The sequence below is a fragment of the Streptomyces sp. NPDC111516 genome, assembly GCF_055635345.1.
Genome location: NZ_JBVKBV010000011.1, coordinates 52,098 through 75,969, shown reverse-complemented (window position 1 = coordinate 75,969; position 23,872 = coordinate 52,098). Strand labels below are relative to the sequence as shown.

The 23,872-nt window shown below is 69.6% G+C and carries 16 protein-coding genes; 12 read left to right on the top strand and 4 right to left on the bottom strand.

All coding sequences use genetic code 11. The features are described 5' to 3' along the window. The first annotated feature begins 79 nt into the window (after positions 1-79). The 7 genes from ACZ7L9_RS21595 (at position 80) to ACZ7L9_RS21565 (ending at position 12,491) form a co-directional block, all read left to right on the top strand. Entirely contained in the window at positions 80-2,908 is a 2,829-nt protein-coding gene (locus tag ACZ7L9_RS21595) for a DOMON domain-containing protein (protein WP_471417089.1), read from the top strand. Between the two features lie 208 nt (positions 2,909-3,116). After that, a complete protein-coding gene (locus tag ACZ7L9_RS21590) occupies positions 3,117-4,388 on the top strand; it encodes an enolase C-terminal domain-like protein (RefSeq protein ID WP_471417087.1) in 1,272 nt (423 codons plus the stop codon). Between the two features lie 25 nt (positions 4,389-4,413). Then, positions 4,414-5,775, top strand: coding sequence for an ABC transporter substrate-binding protein (locus ACZ7L9_RS21585; protein WP_471417085.1), 1,362 nt, complete (start codon positions 4,414-4,416; stop codon positions 5,773-5,775). Between the two features lie 29 nt (positions 5,776-5,804). Continuing rightward, positions 5,805-6,704: a carbohydrate ABC transporter permease gene (locus tag ACZ7L9_RS21580; RefSeq protein WP_471417083.1), complete on the top strand. Its 900-nt coding sequence runs from the start codon at positions 5,805-5,807 to the stop codon at positions 6,702-6,704. Beyond that, positions 6,701-7,654 carry a carbohydrate ABC transporter permease gene (locus tag ACZ7L9_RS21575; RefSeq protein ID WP_471417081.1) on the top strand — a complete coding sequence of 318 codons (954 nt, stop codon included), beginning with the start codon at positions 6,701-6,703 and terminating at the stop codon, positions 7,652-7,654. The genes ACZ7L9_RS21580 and ACZ7L9_RS21575 overlap by 4 nt, the downstream gene beginning before the upstream one ends. Beyond that, a complete protein-coding gene (locus ACZ7L9_RS21570; RefSeq protein ID WP_471417079.1) occupies positions 7,651-11,670 on the top strand; it encodes a fibronectin type III domain-containing protein in 4,020 nt (1,339 codons plus the stop codon). The genes ACZ7L9_RS21575 and ACZ7L9_RS21570 overlap by 4 nt, the downstream gene beginning before the upstream one ends. Continuing rightward, on the top strand, positions 11,667-12,491 hold the full coding sequence (locus tag ACZ7L9_RS21565) for an NAD-dependent epimerase/dehydratase family protein (protein ID WP_471417077.1): 825 nt from the start codon (positions 11,667-11,669) through the stop codon (positions 12,489-12,491). The genes ACZ7L9_RS21570 and ACZ7L9_RS21565 overlap by 4 nt, the downstream gene beginning before the upstream one ends. Positions 12,492-12,731: 240 nt before the next feature. Here the strand turns inward: ACZ7L9_RS21565 and ACZ7L9_RS21560 are convergent, their stop codons facing one another. Then, a complete protein-coding gene (locus ACZ7L9_RS21560; protein WP_471417075.1) occupies positions 12,732-13,589 on the bottom strand; it encodes an SMP-30/gluconolactonase/LRE family protein in 858 nt (285 codons plus the stop codon). A gap of 41 nt (positions 13,590-13,630) precedes the next feature. Then, the gene (locus tag ACZ7L9_RS21555) at positions 13,631-14,413 is read right to left on the bottom strand and encodes an SDR family NAD(P)-dependent oxidoreductase (RefSeq protein WP_471417073.1); all 783 of its coding nucleotides are present in this window, start codon (positions 14,411-14,413) and stop codon (positions 13,631-13,633) included. A 307-nt stretch (positions 14,414-14,720) separates the two neighbouring features. On the opposite strand from ACZ7L9_RS21555, the gene ACZ7L9_RS21550 reads away from it, so the two are divergent. Next, entirely contained in the window at positions 14,721-16,754 is a 2,034-nt protein-coding gene (locus ACZ7L9_RS21550) for a beta-galactosidase (RefSeq protein WP_471417071.1), read from the top strand. A 226-nt stretch (positions 16,755-16,980) separates the two neighbouring features. Beyond that, entirely contained in the window at positions 16,981-17,973 is a 993-nt protein-coding gene (locus ACZ7L9_RS21545; RefSeq protein ID WP_471417069.1) for a LacI family DNA-binding transcriptional regulator, read from the top strand. Between the two features lie 116 nt (positions 17,974-18,089). Here ACZ7L9_RS21545 and ACZ7L9_RS21540 read toward each other — a convergent pair whose 3' ends face one another. Continuing rightward, positions 18,090-19,166 carry a mannonate dehydratase gene (locus ACZ7L9_RS21540; RefSeq protein WP_471417066.1) on the bottom strand — a complete coding sequence of 359 codons (1,077 nt, stop codon included), beginning with the start codon at positions 19,164-19,166 and terminating at the stop codon, positions 18,090-18,092. A 141-nt stretch (positions 19,167-19,307) separates the two neighbouring features. Then, positions 19,308-20,048: a GntR family transcriptional regulator gene (locus tag ACZ7L9_RS21535; RefSeq protein WP_471417065.1), complete on the bottom strand. Its 741-nt coding sequence runs from the start codon at positions 20,046-20,048 to the stop codon at positions 19,308-19,310. Positions 20,049-20,688: 640 nt separating this feature from the next. Between ACZ7L9_RS21535 and ACZ7L9_RS21530 the strand changes: the two genes are divergently transcribed. The 3 genes from ACZ7L9_RS21530 (at position 20,689) to ACZ7L9_RS21520 (ending at position 23,872) form a co-directional block, all read left to right on the top strand. Next, a complete protein-coding gene (locus ACZ7L9_RS21530) occupies positions 20,689-21,975 on the top strand; it encodes an ABC transporter substrate-binding protein (RefSeq protein ID WP_471417063.1) in 1,287 nt (428 codons plus the stop codon). Between the two features lie 74 nt (positions 21,976-22,049). After that, positions 22,050-22,952, top strand: a complete 903-nt coding sequence (locus tag ACZ7L9_RS21525; RefSeq protein WP_471417061.1) for a carbohydrate ABC transporter permease — start codon at positions 22,050-22,052, stop codon at positions 22,950-22,952. Then, the gene (locus tag ACZ7L9_RS21520; protein WP_471417058.1) at positions 22,952-23,872 is read left to right on the top strand and encodes a carbohydrate ABC transporter permease; all 921 of its coding nucleotides are present in this window, start codon (positions 22,952-22,954) and stop codon (positions 23,870-23,872) included. Before ACZ7L9_RS21525 ends, ACZ7L9_RS21520 begins: the two co-directional genes overlap by 1 nt.

The window sequence follows — 23,872 nt, the reverse complement described above, 5'->3', positions numbered from 1 at the left end:
CGTCTGGAGAGGTCCGCTCGTGTCCAACAGCCAAGATCGACGTCCTCGTACCACCGCGGAATCGCCGGCTCCCGGCGAGATGTCCCGCCGTAAACTCGTGGGCCTGGGGGCGGCGACCGTCCTCGGAGCGGCGGCCACCGGCGTCCTGGCGCCGCGCGCCCAGGCCGCCGGACCGGCCGCCCCGCAGGCCGCCGTGGCCGGGCCTGCAGTCACCCTCGCCTTCTCCGACCCGACCGGGCTCTACCCGGTCGACGGCGACGCCCCGGCGACTCCCGACCTGCTGGTCACCGTGACCAGCCCCACCGCGCTGAGCGGAACGGTCGCCTGGTCCGTCTCGGCCCGGAACGAGTCCCCCGGAAGCGGAACGGAGCCGTTCGAGGCGGCGGCGGGCACCCCGAGCACCGTCACGATCCCGCTCGGTTCGCTCGGCCCCGACTACTACCTGGTCACCGCGACCGTCACGGACTCGGCCGGGACGCAGTTGCTCGCGCAGACCATCGGGCTCGGCGTGATCCGGCCCACGGTCGCGGGACGTCGTCCGCAGTCGGTGTTCGGCATGGGAATCCGGCCGGAGTCCACCCCGGCGATCACCAAGCGGATCGCGCAGCGCATGGGTGTGAAGTGGACCCGGGGCATCGCGTCCGTCCAGCCCGACACCGTGTCCCCGAAAGCGGGGGTGTTCTGGCAGCAGCCCCAGATCGATGTCGCCCGGGCCGAGATAGCCGACTGGCACGAGCACGGGATCGAGACCCTCGGCGGCATCAACTACAACATGTCGTGGAACGTCCAGCCGGGCCCGAACGGCGAGCCGCTCAAGCTTTACCAGAACCGGCCCAAGGACATGGCCGCGCACGTCGAGATGGTTTACCACGCGATCGCTCCGTTGCAGGACCTGGTCCCCAACTGGGAGCTGTGGAACGAGCCGTGGGTCCACGGCTGGACGTGGAAGACCGGCGACGCACAGGACTACCGCGACATGTGCCGGATGATCTGGGAACGGGTGAAACCGGAGTACCCGGACGTGAACCTGATCGGCGGCGGCTCGGTCTCCTACAACCGCGACATCGTCTACGCCCAGGGCTCCAAGGACACCGGCTACATCGACGGTTCGGTCAACCACGCCTACGGCTACCCCGACGCGACGCAGTACGCGATGACCAAGACGCAGATCAAGATGGACAGGCTCTGGTCGCGGACGAACGGGCGCGCCGGGCAGTGGCAGACCGAGCTGGGCACCGCCACCCGCTACAACTTCGCGGACCTGCCGGCCGAGGAGGCCGCCTACGGGGTGGCCCGGACGCTGGCCCCGACCTATCTGCTGCACATGCTCGCCGGTGCCGAAGAGGACTCGCCCATCCGGATCTTCTGGTTCTCCCTGTCCTACGACAAGGGCTACTCCGGCGACGACTTCAACATCTACGACGCGAAGACCAGGACCCCGCGGCCCGTGGTGGTCGCCTACGCCACGATGACGAGCCTGCTCGAAGACTCCACATTGCAGGAGGAGTTGTACCCGGACGCGAAGTCCACGTGGGGCTTCCTCTTCCGGGGCGCGGACGGTAGGGGCAGGGCAGCCGTCTACGCCGACCAGCTCTACGACGGCACGGACGAGCACCAGAGCGCCGGCTACACCGGCACCCTCACCCTGAACGACGCGCGCGGCATCCGCGCCTACGACTACCTGGGGCGCAGGCTCACCGACGGCAGGTCGTCCCGTGTCACGTTGACGCTGAAGCCGTGGGAGGCCGTCTACTTCGACAGCGACCTGTCACCGGAGGCGCTCCGCAAGGCCCTGACCCAGGGCGCGCACTTCGACTGCACCACGCCGCTGCACGTCAGCCCCCTGTCCTTCGTGAAGCCGCTGGACTCGACCAGCACCATCGACGTACGGGTGGAGAACGTCACCCCGAAGGCGCTGGACGCCTCACTCAGGATCACCCCGCCGCCTGGCTGGCGGGTCGCGCGGCGGACCGTCCCGGTCAACGGGATCAAGCCCAGGGAGTCCCGCACCGTCTCCGTCCCCGTCACGGAGTTCGACGTCAGCGAGAAGAACCAGTACACCGTCGGATACGACGTCACTGTGGACCACCGGCCGGGCTTCCACCAGAGCGGATCGCAGACCGTGCAGGTCGCCTATCTCCCGTTCCGGCACATCACCGTCGGCGGGAGCGCCAGCCAGTGGAACGACGTCATCCCGGTGACGATGACCAGCGTGACCGCGGCCGGTGACAGCAGGATCTACTCGTTCCAGGCCGCCTGGGACGACGCCTTCCTGTACGTCAGAGCCCTGGTCGAGGACGACATCCAGGTGTCGAACCCGGCGTTCACGGCCGACGCGTACAAGTTTCCGTTCCAGGCGGACAGCGTCCAACTGGCCTTCGACGCCACGGCCGACAAGACCGAGGATCTACTGGCCGGGGATCCGCACTACGAGAAGTGCCTGCGGTCGATCTCGCACCTGTACGTGGCCACCCTGGCCACCGGAGGCCGTTCCGAGCTGCACCGGCAACTGGCGCCGGGCACCAACTACCAGACCTTCTACCCGACCAACGCGGTGCTCCCGACGCCGCTCGGCCCGATGGACGCACAGCAGGCCGACGGCACCGAAGGCCGGGTACTCGTCTCCAGGGACGACGCCAACAAGCAGACCAGATACGAGATCGCCCTCGCTTGGAACCAACTCCCTGAACTGGCGGCCGAGGTGAGAGCGACGCGGCCCGGGAGCGTTGCCCGGACCACGTTCGCCGTCCAGGTACAGGACGCCGGAACGACCGGTCACGGCGCCACCTACTGGACGACACAGGCGGCGCACCCGACATCGGGCTGCTACAACTTCGCCCCGTTCTGGGGCACCGGCGCGCAGTTCACCGGCGGTCGTGTCGACACCCGGTGGGGCATCGGGCGCTGAGCAGAGCTCGACCATCCGCGGCGCCCGCCCGGAGAAAGCCCGGCGGCAGTCCGACGGCCGGGCGGCCCCCATCGTCGGACTCCGGCCTGCCCCGCACACACAGTCAGGGATCCCGACCGACGTACCGGACCGGACAAGGCCCAGCGGTACCCGTCAGCCCGGCGCTCGCACGCGCGGCGAGCGCCGGCCAGAACCAGGAGCCACACCCGTGAGCGATACCCCCGACAAACCCATCGAGCCGCCGTGGGCGCAGCCCTCCGGCGTCCGGATCACCTCGGTCCGGGCCATCCTCACCGCACCGGCCGGTACGACGCTCGTCGTCGTCCGGGTCGACACCAGCGAACCCGGACTGTACGGACTCGGCTGCGCCACCTTCACCCAGCGGGCGGCGGCGGTCGCCACCGCGGTCGACGAGTACCTGGCGCCGCAGCTGATCGGGCGCGACCCCGCGGACATCACCGACATCGCGTCGACCTTGCACGTCAGCGGCTACTGGCGGTCGGGCCCGGTGCTCAACAACGCGCTGTCCGGGGTGGACATGGCGCTGTGGGACATCAAGGGGAAGCAGGCCGGTCTGCCGGTGTGGCAGCTTCTCGGCGGCCGGTGCCGTACCGCGGTGCCCCTGTACGCGCACGCCCAGGGGCGGGACGCCGAGGAGGTCGCCGACGAAGTACGTGACCTGATGTCCCAGGGCTACCGGTACGTGCGCTGCCAGGTCGCCGTCCCCGGCGCGGGCACCTACGGGGCGCCGGCCGCGGCGGCCCCGGCCGGCTCCCGCCCGCCCCTCACCCCGAACGCCTGGGACCCGGCGGCGTACCGGCGTACCGTCCGAGAGCTGTTCGGCCATCTGCGCCAGGAGTTGGGCGCCGAGGTCGAGTTGATCCACGACGTCCACGAGCGGGTCCATCCCACCGACGCCGTACGGCTCGCGAAGGACCTGGAGCCGTACGACCTCTTCTATCTGGAGGACCCGGTCGCGCCGGAGGACATCGAGTGGCTCCGGACCCTGCGCAGCCGGTCCGTGACGCCCATCGCCATCGGTGAACTGTTCACCAACCCCGCCGAGTACCGGCCGGTCGTCCAGGAGCGGCTGTGCGACTTCATCCGCGTCCACATCTCCGCCATCGGCGGCATCACCCCGGCCTGGCGGCTCGCGGGCGCCTGCGAACTGTTCGGCGTACGGACCGCGTGGCACGGCCCCGGTGACGTCTCGCCGGTCGGCCATGCCGCCAACCTGGCCCTGGACCTGGCCTGCCCTAACTTCGGCATCCAGGAGCAGCACCTGTTCGGGCCCGCCGCACAGGAGGTGTTCCCCGGCTGCCCCGAGATCCGCGACGGCCACCTGTGGCCGAGCACCGCACCCGGACTCGGCGTCGACTTCGACGAACGTCTTGCCCTGAAACACCCGCCCCGGTTCCCCGCCCCCGGTCGTGCGTGGAAGCCGCCGCGACGCGCCGACGGTGCCCTCCAACGCCCCTGACCGACCGCCCGAAGGAGCCCGGCCCATGAGAACCCGTACACCCTTCACGATCCTCGCCGCGACCGTCTGCCTGACCACGGTCCTCGGCGCCTGCACCACGCCGTCCTCCGGAAGTGGCGGCGGCAGCGGAGCGAAGCAGAACGTCACGCTGACCGTCGCGGAGTGGACGAACCCCGGCGCCGTGGAGTTCACCAAGGAGCTCAACGCCAAGTTCGAGAAGGCGCATCCCGGAGTCACCGTCAAACTGCAGACGGCACCGAACGCCAACGGCGCCTGGCAGCAGCTGTGGAACAGCATGCTGCAGTCCAAGTCCCTCGACGTCCTCGCCCAGTTCCCGCCGACCCAGCAGGGCTACGCGCCCGACTACACCAGCCTCAAGCCCGGCGGGGCGGCCGCGCTCATCACGTCCGGTCAGCTGACCGACCTCAAGGACCAGCCGTTCATGAAGAAGTACGACCCGGAGGTCCAGGCCGCCGCGGTCGGATACAAGGGTGGCGTCTACGGCGTCATGGCCGCCGAGTACGTCGGTGCCGGTGCGATCTGGTACAAGAAGGACCTGCTCGCGAAGCACGGCCTGTCCGTTCCCACGACGTACCAGGAATTCCTGGACGCCTGCGACAAGCTCAAGAAGGCCGGGATCACACCGATCTTCGTGTCCGCGCAGAGCGGCATGCACGGCGGCGTGTGGCAGGGCATCGCGAATCAGATGATCATGAAGGGGCGCCGGCCCTCGGAGTCCGTCAAGGTGTCCGAGGACCGGGCCACCGCATTCTGGAAGGGCACACAGTCCTGGACCGACCCGGTCTACAAGGAGATCTCGCAGCGGCACACGGAGGTCATGCAGTACATCGAGCCCAATGCCTCGGGCGTGTCCCAGCAGACCGCGCCCGGCATCTGGGCCACGAAGACCGACGACTACCCGTTCCTGCTCGACGGCTCCTGGGACGGGCTGACCATCCAGCAGGCCAACCCGAAGCTCAACCTCGGGTTCTTCGCCCTGCCGGGCACCGACGATCCGGCGGCCAACCGCGTCGCGTTCAAGCCGGACCTCACCTGGGTGGTCCCGACCACCGCGCCGCACAAGGACCTGGCGATGCAGTGGCTCGCGATGTTCTCCGAGCCCGACAACTACAAGAAGTGGCTGGAGCAGACCGGCTCCATCTCCACCCAGCCGGCGCTGCAGAACACCGGCCTGCCCTGGATGGACTGGCTGAACGGCCACATGAGTGACGCCTTCCCGCAGCTCACCAACCCGTGGATCCCGGCCGGGGCGCCCATCGAGGCGGGCGGTCCCGACCTGTACAAGATGAAGCCGATCGGCAGTAACAGCATCGACACCCTCCTGTCCGCCTCGGCGTCGGCCTACCGCAAGTCGGTCGGCAAGTAACGAACGCACTCTCGGAAAGGAGGCTCGGTGTGGCACGCTGTCCCTTCGGAAACCAACGGACGCGGCGGTTCATCCCCTGGGCCAGCATCGCGATCCCGGGAGCCGGGTGGCTGCTGTTCGGGCTCTACCCGTCGCTCGCCACCATCGGATACTCATTCACCCGGTACTCCGGGCTCCCGGGCACGCCCCTGAACTTCTGCGGTCTGTGCAACTACTCGGCGGCCTTCACATCGCTGTCGTCCGTGGTCGGGGACGCGGTGCGGGTCACACTGACCTACGTGGTCGGCGTGACCGTACTGCAGACTGCGATCGGCCTGGGCCTCGCCCTGCTGCTGAACCGGCCCGGACGCTCCTACACCCTCTACCGCGCCATCATCTTCATGCCGCAGATCTTCTCGGTCGCGGTGGTCGGCGCCATCTTCGCGCTGATGCTGGACCCCTACTCGGGCCCGGTGGAGAAGGTCATGCAGGGCATCTTCGGCACCACCTCGGCGTTCCTCGGGTCGAGCTCGATGGCCCTGCCCCTGGTGATACTGGTGAACGTCTGGATGTTCTCCGGCTACACCATGCTCATCTACATCGCCGGGCTGCGGAACATCCCGTCGGCGGTCTACGAGGCGGCGGCCATGGACGGCGCCGGGCGTCTGCGGGTGTTCCGGCATGTGACCTGGCCCCTGCTGGCCCCGGCCACCACGGTGACCGTGTTCCTCACGGCGATGGGGACGCTGGGCGAGTACGCGCTGATCATGGTCCTCACCGGCGGCAACTTCGGCACCAAGACCCTCGGGCTGTACATGTTCCAGTCAGCGTTCGGGGGCGACAGCCAACTCGGTTACGGCTCGATGCTCGCGATGCTGCAGTTCTGCCTGACCGTCGTGATCGGCGGCGGACTGCTGTTCACCCTGCGCCGACGGGAGATCTCGCTGTGAAGGCCTCTCCTGCTGTCCTGGACCGGACCGATCAGGGCCCTGCTCGGAGCAGTACGCCGCAGCCGAAGAAGCCACTGCTGTCCACGAAGGCGGCCAAGGCCGCCGGGGTGAACCTGCTCTGCTTCGTGATCGCCGCCGTGCTGTTCGCCCTGCCGCTGGTGTACATGCTGCTGCAGGCGTTCAAGACATACACCGGGTTCCTCCAGAACCCCACCGGGATGCCGGATCCGTGGACCACGGAGAGCTTCTCGACGGCGTGGAGCCAGGGCGACTTCGGTCGGCAGATGATCAATAGCCTGATCTACGCGGTCATTCCCGACACGGTCACACTGATCCTCGGGGTCTTCCTGGCCTTCCCCATCTCGCGCGGCTACTTCAAGCGCTCCAATCTCTTGTACACGTTCTTCATCTTCTCCGGGTTCCTGCCCGGGGGCCTCATCCCGCTGTTCATCGAAGCGCGGTCGCTCCACCTGTACAACAGCATGGCCGGGTACCTGATCCTGACCAGCCTGTCCGGCGCGGGGTTCTTCTTCTTCGTCGGCTACATCAAGGGCATCCCGCGCGAGATCGACGAGGCCGCCGCGCTGGACGGCTGCGGCTACGTCCGGTTCATCTTCACGATCATCATGCCGCAGATGAAGCCCGCCCTGGCCACCTTCGCCATCTTCGGGTTCGTCCACGCCTGGAACAACCTCATTCTGCCGTTGGTCATGTTGTCCGACGCGGCACTGTGGCCGGTCACCCGCGGGCTGTACTCGTTCTTCGGCGAGTACACGCAGAACTGGCCGCTCATCGCCGCCGGCACGTTCATCGTGGCCGCACCCATCCTGCTCCTGTTCGTGCTGCTCCAACGCCACCTCGTCGAAGGCGTCGCCGGCGGCGCGGCGTTCGGCACGCAGGGCGTCACCGGAGCGCCCGCCGTCCCGGCCGAGGACGGGGACGGATCATGACCGGCCCGGTCACCTGCTGGCCCGCGGACGCCGACCGGGTACGGTTCCGGCTCGCCGATCCGCTGTGCCACCCGGAGTTCGCCTGGCCCAGGACCCTGCTGCACCACCCGGTACGCTGGGCCGCCCCGTCGGTCCGCGCCGAACAGCTCCGGCTGGTCGACGAGACGGGGCGGCCGGTGCCCTTCCAGCTCTCCCGGGTGGACTCGGCGGGCGGCCACCTGGCGTTCGCCGTCGTCTGCTTCTTCGCCGACCTGCCGTCCGGCGCGACGCGCGAATTCACCCTGTGCGCCGACGAATCGCTGCCGACGGCCCGCGTGCCGCGACCGGTCCGGATCACCGAGGACGGCCTGTCCACCGTCGTCGACAGCGGAGCGCTCCGGATCCGGCTGCCCTCCTCGGGCCGATTCGCCGCCGACGCCGTACCGGGCCCCGTCCAACAGCTCGACCGAGGACACGGCTGGGTGGGTAGGTCCGCCCTGCGCTGCGGCACCGAACACCTCGAACACCTGGAAGTACGGCTCGTGGAAGCCGGTCCGCTGTTCGCCACCCACGAACTCCGCTATCACTTCACCGGCGGAGCCGCCTACACGGCGACCGTCGGCTGCCTCCAGGGCAGCGACTTCGTCGACGTGGCCGAGGAGATGACGGCGCTCGACTCCGCTACGACGGCGTGGGAACTGAGCTGGGACGGCGTGACACCGACCCACCGCTTTTCGTCGACCTGGCCGTACTCGCAGTCGCCCGACGACCACGCCGACCCGGAATCAGCGCAGTTGTACCACTGGCTCGGCATCGACGAGCCGATCGTGCTCGGCGACAGCGGCGAGGACCCGTCGTTCTCCGGACCCGGCGGCAGGGAGAAGCCGGACACCGACTTCGCCTTCACCGTGGGCCCGTACGCTCCGAGCTACGCGTGGAACATCCGCCCGCACGCCACGTTCCGGGACGCCGCCGGAGGCGATGCGATGGGCGTGTTCCTCCGCGACCACGCCCGGTGGGACGACCGCACCTACGCGTCCTGGGCCTCCGCCGACCACCTCCAACTCCGCTTCCGCCACGACGGCGTACTGCACTGGACCTGGCCCCTGCGCTCCGGGACCCGCCGGACCGCGATCGCCTTCTACGATCACGAACGCGACCTCGAAGCACTGCGCGACCAGAAGGGCACGCGGTACCCGTCCTCGTACGTGCGCCAGCTGCACCACTGGCAGGGCACGCTCAGCCTGGATCGCGTCAAGGACTGGAGTCTGACGTACTCGGGAAGGCGGCCCGCCCGGCTGTGCTCCGAAGGCGAACTCGGCTCAACAGACGACCTCACCGCAGCCCTCTTCACCGGACCGGAGGGCCCGAGCCTCATCGCCCACGGGGTGAACGAACACCCCGGCTACCTCAACATCGGCCAACGCCCGCTCTACGACCGACTGCTCGACGGCTACGACCGCCTCGCCGGCCGGCTCGGAAAGACGGACCGGGAACGAGCCGACGCGCTGCTGCTGCTGACCGCCCACGTCTCGGCCGGCGAGGAGATCGGGCCGCTCCGCCGCATGATCGCGGGCCACCCGAACTTCCTCGCCGACGGGAAGGCGGCGCTCGCCTGCCTCGCCTGGCTCTTCCCCGACCACGAGGCAGCACCAAGGTGGCTCGACCAGTTCGAGAAGTTCGTCGAACTGGCCGGCGTCTTCCACACCAGACCGGCGCTGCCGGACCACGGGTCCCGGTCCGGTCGCTGGACCGAGAGCCTCGCCACCTACGTCTGGGCCTTCCTCCGCCCGGTCACCCAGGGCAACTTCCTCGGCCGGCTGACCGACGGCCGCAACCGCCTCGCCACACCGGAGTTCGCGGCCGTCGGCGACTGGCTGGTGAACGCCCTGACCTCCCCGGTCGAGACCGGCGCCGACGGCGAACTCCGCCGCCTGCACCCCGCGCAGGGAGCCCACGCCTTCTGGCCCCGGCGCCCGCCCATCGAGATGCGGCTCCTCGGCGAGGCCCTGCTCCGCTATCGTCCACTCGTCGCGGAGCATCTGCTGTGGGGGAGCGACGAGTTCGCCCATCGGCTCGACAGCCCGCCCGGCGCGCCGGACCCGTGGCGGGTCACGGTGCGGTCCGCAGGCGACCGGGGGACCAATCCGCGGCTGAAGAGCTCGAAGTACACCGGATACGGCGTCACGCTGCGCGCCGACGTCGACAGCCCCGGCGAGGTCGCGGTCTTCCTCCAGCAAGTGGACCGCGGCCCGAACTACCGTTGGGGGATCGCCGACGACAACGGCAGCGGGCACCTCTACTACTACGCCGCGGGGCACTCCTACAGCGGCCACGGCCCCGAGGACGCCGGGGACCGCAGGGCCCCCGACGCCACCTTCGCCACCTCCTGCGCGGTCTGGAAGGACGGCGCGTACCACTCGATCGGCCAGAACACCCTGGACCGGCCCCTCCACGACCTGGACGGCGCGCAGTACGCGGAGATCACTTCCGACCCGGACGGCCCGGTGGGCGGCCTCTACCTGAGCCGTAGCGTCCTGCTCGTCGGCAGCGACTACCTCGTCACCTACGACGCGTTCGCCGCAGGCCAGCGCATGGTGTGGACATGGTCCGTGCTGACCGAGGCCACCGGCCACGACGCCAACAGTTTCCCGCACCTTGCCGAGCGAATGCCGTTCGTCCACGTGGTCCGCGGTGTGCGTACGGACGGCGCCCTCGACGGCGCCTTCGTGACCGACGTCTCCTGGGGCGTGCGCCTGGAAGGAAGGGCTGACGGCGCGAACGGCAACACGCTGGCCGTCGTGAGCCACCGCGACGACCTGGAGATCGCCCCCGCGCACTCGACACCCTGGGGCGCCCGGATCCGGACCCCGCACAGCCTGGACTTCGTGTTCCGGCACGAGGCGTCCGTGCACTACGAACCGAAGACGGTCGAGTTCGCCGAGCAGGGGTTGCGCTTCTCGGGGACGGCCGGGACCATCAGGCTCTTCGACGACGGCCTGCGGGAACTGACCCTCTTCCACGGAAGCGCCGTGGGAACCTCCGACCTTCTCCTGACCACCGGCGACGACGATCTCGGCATCACGCTCCGCTACCGGGACCCCACCGAGGCCCAAGGCGTCTACCACGCCCCGTCGGACAGTTCGGTGAGCCTGCACGTCCCCGGCGGGCGCGATGCGGCCGCCCGCTTCCACATCGACGGCGAGCGAGTACGCCCCCTCGCCGTGTCGCAGGACACGATCACCGTGGTCCTGCCCCGAGGCCGCCATCACTGGGAGCTGACGGGAGGACAGCCGCAGCCGCCGCCCTCGCAGGTCCTGCGCACCGAGACCGCCGGCGACGGCGTGCTCGTACACTTCTCCGCGGCTGCCGCCGCGGACCGCTACATCGTCCAGCTCAGCGCCGACGGCGGCCACACCTGGGCGACGGACGCGGAGACGGAACGAAGTCCCGTCCACCTGACCGGCCTTGCCGAGGACGAGAAGCGCCACGTCCGCGTCATCGCCCGGAACAGTCACCGACGGGCCGCGCCGGGCGCCGACTATCCCGTCCACCCGACCCGCCGGGCGCCCGACCCGCCGGACGGGCTCAGAGTCCGGCTCGGCCACGGAACGGTCACCGTCACCTGGGGCGAGGTGCTGGGCGCGGGCGGGTACCGGCTCTACCGACGCCGCGAGGGCGAGGCCGCCTACCGCGAGATTTTCGCCGGGTTCGGCTTCCGGCACGTCGATCACGCGCCCGGCGTCATCCCCGGACACGACGATCCGGGTCAGGCCCGCACGACGGACGTAACCGTGTACGAGTACGCCGTCGCGGCCGAGAACGGCAACGGCGTCGGGCCGAAGTCCGCGGCCGTGGACACGGATCCAGGCAGTTGGCGGCACTGGTGCCCACCGACGGATCTCGCCTTCCGCCGGCAGCACACCTACAACCAGCCTCCCTACGTGCCCGCGTCCGCGACCCCGCGCCCCTACGACCACCAGGTTCCGGCCCCGGAACTGCCTGCCGTCGCCCACCCGGCCGGGGAGGCGCCGTGACCGGGCAGCGGATCCTGGTCACCGGCGCCGCGGGCCGCATCGGCCGCGAGCTGCGCCCGCGCCTGGCCCGCGCGGGCCGGACCCTGCGCCTCCTGGACGTCGCGGAGATCGAGCCGGCCGGACCGGAGGAGGAAGTGGAGACCGTACGGGCGTCCTTCACCGACCAGGACGCCATCGACGCGGCCTGCCAGGAGGTGGACGCGGTGATCCACCTGGGTGGACTGGCCGGGGAGACGTCGTGGGAGCGGATCGCCGACATCAACATCGACGGCACCCGGCGGGTCCTCGAAGCGGTACGGAGGCAGGGCGTTCCCCGCGTGGTGCTCGCGTCGAGCATCCACGTCGCGGGGTTCCACACGCGGGACGATGCGGCCGACGGCGTCCTGCCCGCCGTCGTGCCACCGCGTCCGGACACCTATTACGGTGTCAGCAAGGCCGCGATCGAGGCGCTGGGCGGTCTGTACCACTCCCGGTTCGGCGTCGACGTCACCTGCCTGCGGATCGGCGCGTTCCGGCCGCGCCCGCTCGCCCCCGAGGACCTGGCCGCCTGGCTATCGCCAGGTGACGCGGCCCGGCTCGTCGAGGCATGTCTGCATGCCGAGCCCACCGCATTCCGCGTTCTGTGGGGCATCTCCCGCAACACCCGTCGGTGGTGGTCCCTGGCAGAGGCGGAGGCCATCGGGTACCGCCCCGAGGACGACGCGGAACACCACCTGGCGTCGATCCTCGGCTCCGGGACCTTCGGCCCGACGGACCTCGACCCCGCCGAGCCTCGCAACTTCCGCGTCGGCGCCCACTTCTGCACGATGCCTCTCGGCTGACGACCGGAGGGCCTCGGCCGATCGGGACCGGTCGCTCCGAGACCAGGCAACGTTGTCCCGGATCGGGTGGGGTAGGCGAACCCGGGCCGGGAACATCTGCTCGGCCTGTTCGACCGGTCCGGCGGCGGACGCGCCGGGCTCGGTCGGTCCGCAACCATGCCCGGCCGTTGAGCGGAGGATCGTGCCCACGCGGTCGTCGTTCATGCCGCGCCCCCGCCCTGCTCGGCCCGGCCGATCAGCTCATCCGGCAAACGTCGTCGAAGGCAGGCCCACGGCGCCACCCACCTCGTCGACGACGAATACGGACCCCGCCGGATCGTCGCCCGGGAGTTCCAGGCCGTCCCGGGCCGAGGTGACGTACAGCGCGTCGAGGCGGGGTCCGCCGAACGTGCAGGAGGACGGCTGGTGCACGGGCAGCGGGATCTCGCCGAGCAGGTCGCCGTCGGGGGAGACCCGGGCCACGCGCGCGCCGCCCCACACCGCGACCCACAGACACCCGGCCGCGTCGACGGTGAGACCGTCCGGCATGCCTGTGTGCGCGGGGAGCCGGAACAGTATGCGCCGACGGCTCATCCACGGGTATTCGTCAGTGGTGTCGAAGGCGTAGATCTCGCCCGCGATCGAGTCGGCGAGGTAGAAGGTGCGGCCATCGGGGCTCCACCCGAGCCCGTTGGGCAGAGCGAGCCCTTCGAGAACCACACGGCTCGTCCAGTCCGGCAACAGGACATGCAGGGCGCCGCTGCCCGGTCGGAAGTCCATCGCCGTGCTGCCGGCCCAGAACCGCCCGTGCCGGTCGCACTTCGCGTCGTTCATGCGCTCGCCGTCGGGCAGGAACGCGCGCCGGGTGGTCATCGAACCGTCGGCGTCGACGCTCGCGAATCCCTCGGCCGTCGCCGCCACGAAGCCTCCGCCGCGTCGCGGCACCGCGGCGCCGACCTGCGTGGGCAGCCGAAGAGTGGTGGTCCTGCTGGTAACCGGGTCACTGGTGTGGATGTGCCCGGCGGGGATGTCCACCCAGTGCAGGCACCGGAGCCCGGCGTCCCAGACCGGTCCTTCGCCCACCCTGGCTCTGCCGGGGATCGCAACCCTGGTCGTCATCGAGAGTCCTCCGTCGTCGCCTGCGGTCGAGACGCCCGCCCTCAACCGGGAAGTACCACCGCCGCGTTGGCGAGCAGCCCGCCGTCGACGGGCAGCGAGATGCCGGTGATGAAGCTCGCTCGGTCCCCGGCCAGGAAGGCGATCGCCTCGGCGACCTCGTCCGGTCGCGCCACCCGGCCGAGCGGATGCATCCGCCCCCAGGACTCGACCAGTTCCTGCGTGCCCCGGTCACTGCCGTCGGAGAAGGCGCGGGCGGAGGCACGCAGCATCGGGGTGTCCACCGACGCGGGACAGACCGTGTTGGCCCTGATCCCGTGCTTCGCCTCGTCGATGGCGATCGACCGGGCGAGCGCGTTGAGTGCCCCCTTGCTGGTGGTGTAGGCGGCGACGGCGGCCTGGGTGACGAAGGCCTGCACGGAGGAGACGATCACGATCGAGCCCGCCCCGCGTGTACGCAGGTGGGGCAGCGCGTGCTTGACGGCGTGGAAGGCGCCGGTCACGTTGACCGCGAGCACCTCGTTCCACTCGTCGGCGCTGGTCTCCGCCGCGACACCGTAGCGCTGGATCCCGGCCGCGGCGACGAGGATGTCGAGGCCGCCGTGTGCTGCTACGACCCGGGTGACGAGTCGAGCGGTGGCGGTCTCGTCGGTGACGTCGACATCGACGCGCTCGACACCGGGAGGCAGCTCCTCGTACGCGCCTTTCGGCGGGATGCCGGCCGCCACGACCGTCGCCCCGCGCGCGGAAAGGACCCGGGCCGTCGCGCTTCCGATACCGCTGAATCCACCGGTGACGATGGCGACCTTGCCATCGAACTCCGCCACGTTCCACTCCCTCGATGTGTTCCCGGGCCTCGCGCCTGGTTGGGCCCTGCCGTTGAAAGAATCCGGGAGGCAGCTGCGACGGGCGGTTTCGGCTGACGGCCACCGCACGGACGCACCGGACGAACTGCGTTCCGCTGGTGTCGACTTCACTCTAAACAACGTTGTCTCAGCCCGCTAGTCTGTGGCCGTTCCGCACTCCGGCGCACTTTCGGGCGGTGGTCCTCGGCCGCGCCCGGCTGTTGCTCGACGCCGTGTCGGGGGCATTCGCGTGGGCGCTCGTTCGTCGGGCGGTGAGGAGAAGAAGCTCGTGACGGCAGAGTGGATCAGATGGCCTGCCAACATCGTTGCGCGGTTCGGCGGGGAACCCGTGGCGTTCGGCGGCGACTACAACCCCGAACAGTGGGACGAGAGCGTATGGCCCGAGGACGTGCGGCTGATGCGCGAGGCCGGGGTCAATCTGGTCACCGTGGGTGTCTTCGCCTGGTCGACGTTGCAGCCGGAGCCCGATCGATGGAATTTCGGCTGGCTGGATCGCCTGCTCGACCTGCTGCACGTGGGCGAAGTCGCAGTCGATCTCGCCACGGCCACCGCGTCACCCCCGCCGTGGCTCACCACGCGGTTTCCGGAGATACTGCCCGTCGACCGGCAGGGGCGAACGATGGCGCAGGGCGGACGCCAAGCCTGGTCGCCGTCGTCACCGATCTACCGCGAGTACTCGCTCGCGCTGGTGGAGAAGATGGCGGAGCGCTACGGCGAACACCCGGCGCTCGCGCTGTGGCACGTCTCCAACGAACTCGGAGGCCACAACTCCCGGTGCTACGGCGAAGCGAGCGCCGTTGCCTTCCGGAGCTGGCTGAGGGTGCGCTACGGGGACTCGCTCGACGAGCTGAACACCGCGTGGACGACCAGTGCGTGGAGCCAGACGTACTCGGCGTGGGAACAGATCCAGCCGCCACGGATGACGTTCACCGACTCGAACCCGACGCAGGTGCTGGACTTCGACCGGTTCAGCTCCGACCAGCTGCGTGCGCAGTTGCGGGCCGAGACGGCCGTCCTGCGTCGGGTCACGCCCGATGTGCCGGTCACCACGAACCTGGTGCTCTTCGACGCCGGGAAGAACATGAACTACAGCTCGTGGACCGGCGATGTGGATCTCATCGCCAGCGATCACTACCTGAGACCGACGTCCGACGCCCAGGCCGAGCTGTCCTTCTCGGCCGACCGGGCCCGCGGGCTGTCCCGGGGGAAGCCGTGGCTGCTGATGGAGACGGCCACCGGTGCCACGAGCTGGCGCCCGGTCAACCCCGCGAAGCGCCCGGGGCAGCTCCGGCGGGACGTACTCTCCCACCTCGCCCGCGGATCCGACGGCATCTGCTTCTTCCAGTGGCGGGCCGCGCGTGCGGGCGCCGAGCGGTTCCATTCCGCGATGCTCCCGCACGCCGGGTCCGGCAGCAGGACGTTCCGGGAAGTGAAGGCACTCGGCGCGGAGTTGGCGCGCTGTGCCGAGGTGCTCGGCAGCCGGGTGGCCGCGGACTGCGCGCTGCTCTTCTGCGAGGAGTCGTGGTGGGCGGCCGACCGCGAGTCGCATCCGCACAACGGTCTGTCGTACATGGAGTCAGCCCTTGGGTGGTACCGGAGTCTGCGGGACGTGGGCGTCACCGTCGACATCGTTGCGCCGTCGGCCGACCTGTCGGACTACCGGCTGATCATCGTGCCCCTGCTCTACCTGGTTCGCGACCAGGACGTGGCCGCGCTCACCACTGCCGTGCACGCGGGGGCGACCGTGCTCGTCACCTACTTCTCGGGCATCGTCGATCCGCTCGACCGGGTGCGGCTCGGCGGCTATCCCGGAGCGTTCCGTGAACTGCTGGGTGTGCGCGTGGAGGAGTTCGCGCCCATGGTGGACGGGGACTTCGTCGAGATCGACGGGGTCACAGGGCCGGCCCGGGTCGCCACCTGGCACGAGGAGATCGAGCTCACGGACGCGGAAGCGGCCTGCTGGTACGACAGCGGCGACTTCGCGGGCACACCGGCGATCACCCGCGCGGACCGGGGCGAGGGGGAAGCCTGGTACGTGGGCGTGGAGCTGGACGCCGACGCGCGTGCGCGTCTGGTGGGGCAGCTCGTGAAGCGGTCCGGGGTGACGGCGGTTCCGGCCGGAAGCGCCGTCGAGGCTGTGACGCGCCGCTCGGCCGGTCATGACTACGTCTTCCTCATCAACCACGGTGACGCCGGGACCACCGTTCCGGGCTGGGGGACCGACCTGCTGGACGGATCGGCGCACGAGGGCGGGGTCACGGTGCCCGCGGGCGGGGCGCGGGTCCTCAGACGGGCCCGCTGAGCGCATCCGCTGTACCGGCCGTACCGGGTTGGGGCGTTGAGCGCACCGGCCGGACCGTGTGCGGTCCTCTGAGCGGGCGCCCGGCCGTACCACCCGCGGCACACTGACCCGCATCGCGTCGCCCGGTGTCCGGGCTGTGCCGGGGCCGGTGGCGCGGGGGAGTCGCCGAGTACGATCGAGCGCCCACAGTCGTCGGCTGGAGAGAGCAGTGCCGCGCAATCCCACCATGAACGATGTCGCCCGCGAAGCGCGCGTCAGCCTGAAGACCGTCTCGCGTCACGTCAACGGGGCAACGAACATCGATCCCGAACTCGCGGCTCGGATCAGCGCGGCGATCGTCAAGCTGGGATACCGCCGCAACCTCTCGGCGGCGAGCATCCGGCCCGGCCGGACGAGCAGGACCATCGGCCTGGTCATCAGCGATCTCGCGAACCCCTACTACTCCACGCTCGCGAGCGCCGTCGAGAGCGTTGCGGATGCCGCAGGCTACCTCGTCACGATCACGAGCTCCAACGAGGAGGGGCCGCGGCACGATCGCCTGGTCGACCGGCTCATGGAACAGCGGGTGGACGGCTTGATCGTCGTACCGCCGCAGCACGCGGCCCGCGACTGGTCCGAGGTCGCGCCGCCCATCCCTCCGCTGGTTTTTCTCGACCGGCCGACGCCGTACCCGGCCGCCGACACGGTTCTCGCCGACAACGCGGGCGGAGCCCGCGAGGCGACCTTGGCACTCTGCCGCGCCGGTGCGCGGCGCATCGCCTACGTCGGCGACTCGCCCGGCATCCACACGATGCGCGAACGGCACGCCGGATACGCAGCGGCGCTGGCCGAGTCGGGGATCCGGGTGGCGGACTCACCCACGATCACGACGGCCCACACCAGGGCGCAGGCGCAGCGCGCGGTCGACGCCCTGCTGCGCGACGGCTCGGCCGACGCCGTCTTCGCGGCCAACAACCGTGCGACGATCGGTGCGTTGCTGGCGTTCCAGCGGTCCGGCCGACGGCTGCCGCTGGTCGGCTTCGACGACTTCGAGACGTCGCTGCTCGGCAGCCCACCGGTGTCGGTGGTGAGCCAGGACATCGAGCTGATGGGGCGTACGGCCGCCGAGTCGGTGATCGGCCGGCTCAACGGCGACACCTCGGAGTTCACCACCCGAGTCTTCCCCACCCGGCTCGTCCTCAGGGGATCCGAGAGACCGGATCCGGAAGAAGCCCGGTAGGCGAGCGATCCGCTGCGGTGACCGCGAGTCGGGCGGCCATCGGGTCCCGCACCCGGCGCGGGACCCCGGCGCAGGACGCACCGCATCCTCCTCCCGACCGGGCGAACCTCACACGGCTATGCCGACAGCCGGCCGTTCGCCGGAACAGTGCGTGGGCCGACCGGCTCGTCGAGCGACAGGCCGTTCAGGACGCCTTGCAGATATCCGATCGCGTGTGCCCGTCCTCGGCTGCAGTACGCCTCGGACGAGGTGTCTCCCCAGGTGTCCAAGTCGCCGATCATGGCCGGAACATGATCATCGATCAGGAAGCCGTCGAATCCCGAGGCGTCGAGCCGGCGGATCACCCGTGCCGGGTCGAAGTTGCCCTCGCCGAGGAAGCATTCGCTGAAGCGCGGCACTGTACCGCGAACGTCCCGGAAGTGGACGTAGCAGATGGCCGGTCCCAGCAGGTCGATGACCTCGTTGACGCTCTGCTCGCCGGCCATCTCCGACACGGTGCCGAGGCAGAGGTTCAGCCCCCATGACGGGCTGCCGCCGGCCTGGGCGTGGGCCTGTCCGATGGCGTCCGGAGAGGTGAAGATCCGGGCGATGCCACCGAGGGGCTGTGGTGTGGGCGGATCGTCGGGATGGAGGGCGAGCCGCACACCGACTTCCTCCGCGACGGGCAGTACGGCGTCCAGGAAATACTGGTGGTTCGCCCACATCCGCTCGGCGGTGATCGGCTCGTCCAGAGCCTGGTCGGGGGTCAGCCGGTAGCCGGCGAGCGCGTTGCCCGCCGGGACGTCCGCCAGGTCGAATGCGGTGACCTTGGCGCCGCCGCGGCCCTTCGCCGCCATGTCCGTGCGCCATACGTAGGTGGCGAGGAAGTTGTAGCCGAGCACGTCGACCCCGACAGCGGCGACGTTGCGGATGGTCTTCTGGTAGTTCTCGATCTGCTCGTCGCGGCCGGGCAGACCGCGCTGGATCTTCCAGAAATGGGCAAGAGGTACGTTCTCGATGCCGTCGATCGCCAGTCCGTCGGCGTCGCAGCGGTCCCGCAGGGCCCGCAGCTCCGTCAGGCTCCAGAAGCCGTCGGTTCCCGGCAGCAGATCCGGAGTGTGGAACTGGACACCGGTGAGCCCGAGTTGGTGGGCGAAGGTCGCGATCCGGGCGTCGTAGGTGTCGATGTGGCCGAGGGAGAGCCGTATGGTCATGCCTGTCCGACCCGATGCCGACCGAGCCCGTCCGTGTTCTCGAAGTCCATGACGTCGCCTTTCTTCAGGTAGGGGAACGGCCGGACGATGCCACGCCCCGGGCGTGCCGTGTGGCGGGCCGGCCGGATGTCCGGATCGATGTCAATCGGTGAAGTAGCCCGGGTACTCGGCGCGCAGCGCCGGGCCGCGTTCCAGGGCGCGCCTGGCGTGCCGGCTGATCAGGGCGCGGCCCGCGGGCAGATCGGCGTTCTCCAGAGCGTCGACGATCAGCCGGTGCTCGTCGATCAGTTCGCGCATCGCGGCGGCGCCAGGCAGGGCCAGCCGGCGGAGCCGGTCGAGTTGCAGCTTCATCCGCTGCACGGCCTGCCACGCCCCGGGATAGCCGCTGAGCGAGAAGATCTCGCAGTGCAGCGCCTCGTCGGCGAAGAAGAACGCGTCGTAGTCCTCGGTACGGCAGCTGTGCTCCTGCCGTTCGAGCAGCTCTCGCAGTACGGTGACGTCAACCGTCGGGTCGGCGCACGCCACTTCGAAGGCCGCGACCTCCAGGCTCTCGCGGACGAAGCGGGCCTCTTCGACGTCACGCAGGCTGATCAGGCCGACCCGCGTGCCGACCTGTGGCACGACGCGTACGAGGCCCGCGTCGACGAGCCGTGCGAGAGCCTCGCGCACCGGTGTGCGGCTGACGTGGAGTTGTCTGGCCAGCTCGGTCTCGGACAGGGAGGCTCCCGGAGCGAACCGGAGTTCGCGGATCGCGGCGGCCAACTCCTCGTAGACGCGGTCGGACGTCCGGGTCCGCGTCCCGTCCCGGGTGATCGGGGCCAGTCCCGCATCGCGACCGGCCAATGTCTGCTCAGGGATGCGCGGTTGTTGAGGGGGATTCACGAAATGATCGTTGCACGCCGTATGCTTGTATGCAAGTATCCCAGCTATCGACCCCCACTCGTAGTGGAAGGGAAACACTGTGTGCGCCGACGCGCGTGACCCGTCACCGTAGGACCCGTCGTCAAATTCCCTCAAATTCAACGGATGTGACGACAGGATCCGGGCCCCGCGCCCGTACGGGGCAGCAGCGTCACGGTCGCGACCGTGGACGAGCTCGGCGCCCCTGTCCCGTCAGCGCCGGGGAGCCGTGCCTCTCCGAGAGCCGCTTCCGCCGAGCTGCCGGAACGCGCGGACGATCGCAGTTCCGGTACGTCCCTCCGTCCCTCGTGGCGCGAACTCCCGGCGGGCCACCGTCCGTTGCCCGCTCCACCGGCATCGGAGTCCGAGCCGTCACTCGGCCCCCGCGGACGTCCCGTCCGCGCCCGGCCATGCGTCAGTACGTCCACCGCGCCCCTCCCGTCGGGCTTCGCAGCCACCCGCCCGGTACGGGGGCCAGGAACGAACCGACGAACTCGACGCCGGCCAGAGCATCCCGCAAGACCAGTCAGGCACGCAAATGGCTGTCCGCAAGGGCAGCCTCGATCCACTCAGTGACACGAACAACGTTGTTCAGAGCAGAAATTGAGAGGACGTCATGGTCATGCGCAGGGCGAGACTCGCCGCGGCGGCCATCATCGCCGCCACCGGCATCATGCTTTCCGGGTGCAGCGGCAGTACTGGAGCGAGCACCAGCGGCCCGGCCGAAATCACCTTCTGGGGGTGGGCGTCGGGCTACGAGAAGTCGGTCGAGCTGTGGAACAAGTCGCACCCCGACATCCACGTGAAGTACGAGGCGATAACCGACGGCGGCGCGGGCGGCTACGACAAGATGCTCACCGCCGCCAAGGCGGGCAAGGCCCCCTGCCTGGCACAGGTCGGCTACGAGACCTTCTCGAGCTTCCTCGCCGCCGGTGTCCTGCAGGACGTCAGCAGCTACGTCAAACCGCAGCAGGACGAGTTCGCCGACTGGGTGTGGGGCAACGTCGGCGTCAACGGCAAGGCCTACGGCGTCCCCGTCGACACCGCGCCGATGGCGATGTTCTACCGCGCCGACCTCTTCAAGAAGGCGCACATCGAAGTACCCAAGACCTGGGACGAGTTCACCTCCGCAGCCGCGGCGGTGAAGGCCGCCGACCAGTCGTCCCGCCTCATGAACCTCCCCGCCGACCCCTACCTCTACGCCGGATTCGCCTGGCAGGGCGGTGCACCCTGGTTCGGCGTCGAGGACGACGCCTGGTCCGTCTCGCTCGACAGCGCAGCGAACGGCAAGGTCGCCGATTACTGGCAGGGACTCTTCGACCGGGACCTCGTCACCTCCCACCCCGCCTTCGACGCCGCGCTGTACTCCGCGTGGAGCAAGGGCAAGGTCTGGGCGGAGGTCGGCCCGGTCTGGTCCGCCTCCCTCATCCGGGACAACGCCGCCGGCTCCGCGGGCAAGTGGGACATCGCGCCCATGCCCCGGTGGGGCGCACAGGACACCGTCGGCAACTCGGGCGGCTCGGCCACGGCCGTGATGAAGGACTGCGCGAGGCCGAAGGAGGCCACCGAGTTCGCCCTGTGGATGTCGACCGACTCCGGTTCGGTGTCGAACCTGATCGCCTCCGCAGCCATCCTCCCCGCCTCCAAGTCAGGGCTCGCCAACAAGGCACTGGACGCCCCCCAGAGCTACTACGGCGGCCGCCCCATCTACCAGCTGTTCCGTCAGGAGGCGGCCAAGGTGAACCCCGACTGGCGGTGGGGCCCGGTCATGTCCACCACGGCCACGGCGCTCGGTGACGGTCTCGGCAAGGTGCACACCAAGAAGGGAACCTTCCAGGACGCCCTGAGCAGCGCCCAGAAGGGCACGGTCTCCGCACTGCGGTCCCAGGGATTCTCCGTGAGCAAGTAGCCCCGCGCGGGGGCCGCGCGTCGACGCGGCCCCCACTGGATCCGCAATCCCGCCACTCCACGGAAGAGGTGACCGTGTCCTCCTCGACGATCCGGCGGCGCCGACTGCGCGAACTGAGGCGAGCCGCGCCCTTCGTCATGCCGTTCCTCCTGCTCTTCTTCGTCGTCTACCTGGTACCCACCGGGTACTCCGTGGGCCAGAGCTTCTTCGCCGAAAAACGCTCCGGCCTCGGCCTTTCCGGAGCCGAGTCCGTCTTCGCGGGCTTCGACAACTACGTCCGGGTGTTCCACGACACGGACTTCATCTCGTCCCTGGGCCGGGTGGCCTTCGTCGGCGTCATCCAGGTGCCACTGATGCTCGCCATCGCGCTCTTCCTCGCCCTGCTCATCGATTCGTCGGCCACGAAGGGGCGCAGGTTCTTCCGGATCGCCTACTTCATCCCCTACGGGTTGCCCGGCGTGATCGCCGGTCTGGTGTGGTCCTTCCTGTACGCGCCCTCGCTGAGCCCCATCACCAGGTACCTCGGGTCGATGGGCGTTCACTTCAGCTTCGTCACCGACGGCGCACTGCCCTTCTCGATAGCCAACATCCTGACCTGGGCATGGACCGGCTACAACACCATCCTGATCTTCGCGGCCCTGCAGGCAGTCCCCGAGGAGACCATGGAGGCCGCCGCGCTCGACGGCTGCTCCGGCTGGAAGGCCGCGCTGCTCATCAAGGTCCCGCAGATCCGGCCGGCCCTGCTGCTCACCCTCGTCTTCTCCATCATCGGCACGTTCCAGCTGTACAACGAGCCGGCCACCATGAAATCCGTGGCGCCGAACCTGTCGTCCACCTACACACCGATCATGGCCGCGCTGCGGTCGCTGTCCGCCAACGACTTCAACTACGCCGCCGCGCAGTCCGTGGTGCTCGGCGCGCTGATCTGCGTGCTGTCCATCCTTGTCTTCCGCGCATCGGCCAGGAGCGTCGACTGATGACCGCCACCCTGCAATCGCCCACCCGAACCACGTCCGTGGTCCGGGAACCGAGGCCGCGGCGCTCCCGGGCGGGCGCCCTCACAACGGTCAACCCGGCATCGCGCCTGTTCGTACTGGCCGTCATGACCCTCTTCGCCGTCTACTTCCTGCTCCCGGTGTGGTGGCTGGTCGTCTCCGCCACCAAGGGCACCGGAGAGATCTTCTCGGGCAACGGCTTCTGGTTCGGAAGGCACTTCGCCCTCTTCGACAACATCCGGACCTTGTTCGAGGCCCAGGGCGGCATCTACTCGCGCTGGCTGTTCAACTCGCTGCTGTACGCGGTCGGCGGCGGGATCGTCTCCACGCTCCTGGCGTCCATGTGCGGTTACGCGCTCGCCAAGTTCCCGTTCCCGGGTCGCGAGGCCGTCTTCGGCACGGTGCTCGCCGCCGTGCTGCTGCCCGCACCCGTGCTCGCCATCCCGCTCTACCTCGTGTTCAGTTACACGGGGACCATCAACACCTTCTGGGCCGTGTTCATCCCGAGCATCGTCAGTCCCTTCGGCGTGTACCTCAGCCGGATCTACGCAGCGTCCTCGATACCGGACGCCCTGATCGAGTCCGGGCGCATCGACGGAGCCGGCGAGCTGCGCATCTTCGCGATGTGCGCGCGGCTCATGGCACCCGCGATGGTCACGATCTTCCTGTTCCAGTTCGTCGCGATCTGGACGAACTTCCTCCTGCCCTCGCTCATGCTCGCCGACACCTCGCTCCAGCCGGTGACGGTGGGCCTCGTCGGCTGGCGTGAGCTCCAGGGCTATCCCATCAGCTACACCACCGTCGTCACCGGCGCGCTGGTGTCCGTCGTGCCCGTCGTCGCCATGTTCGTGTCGTTGCAGTCGTTCTGGAGCAAGGGCCTCGTCACGGGAGCCGTCAAGTAG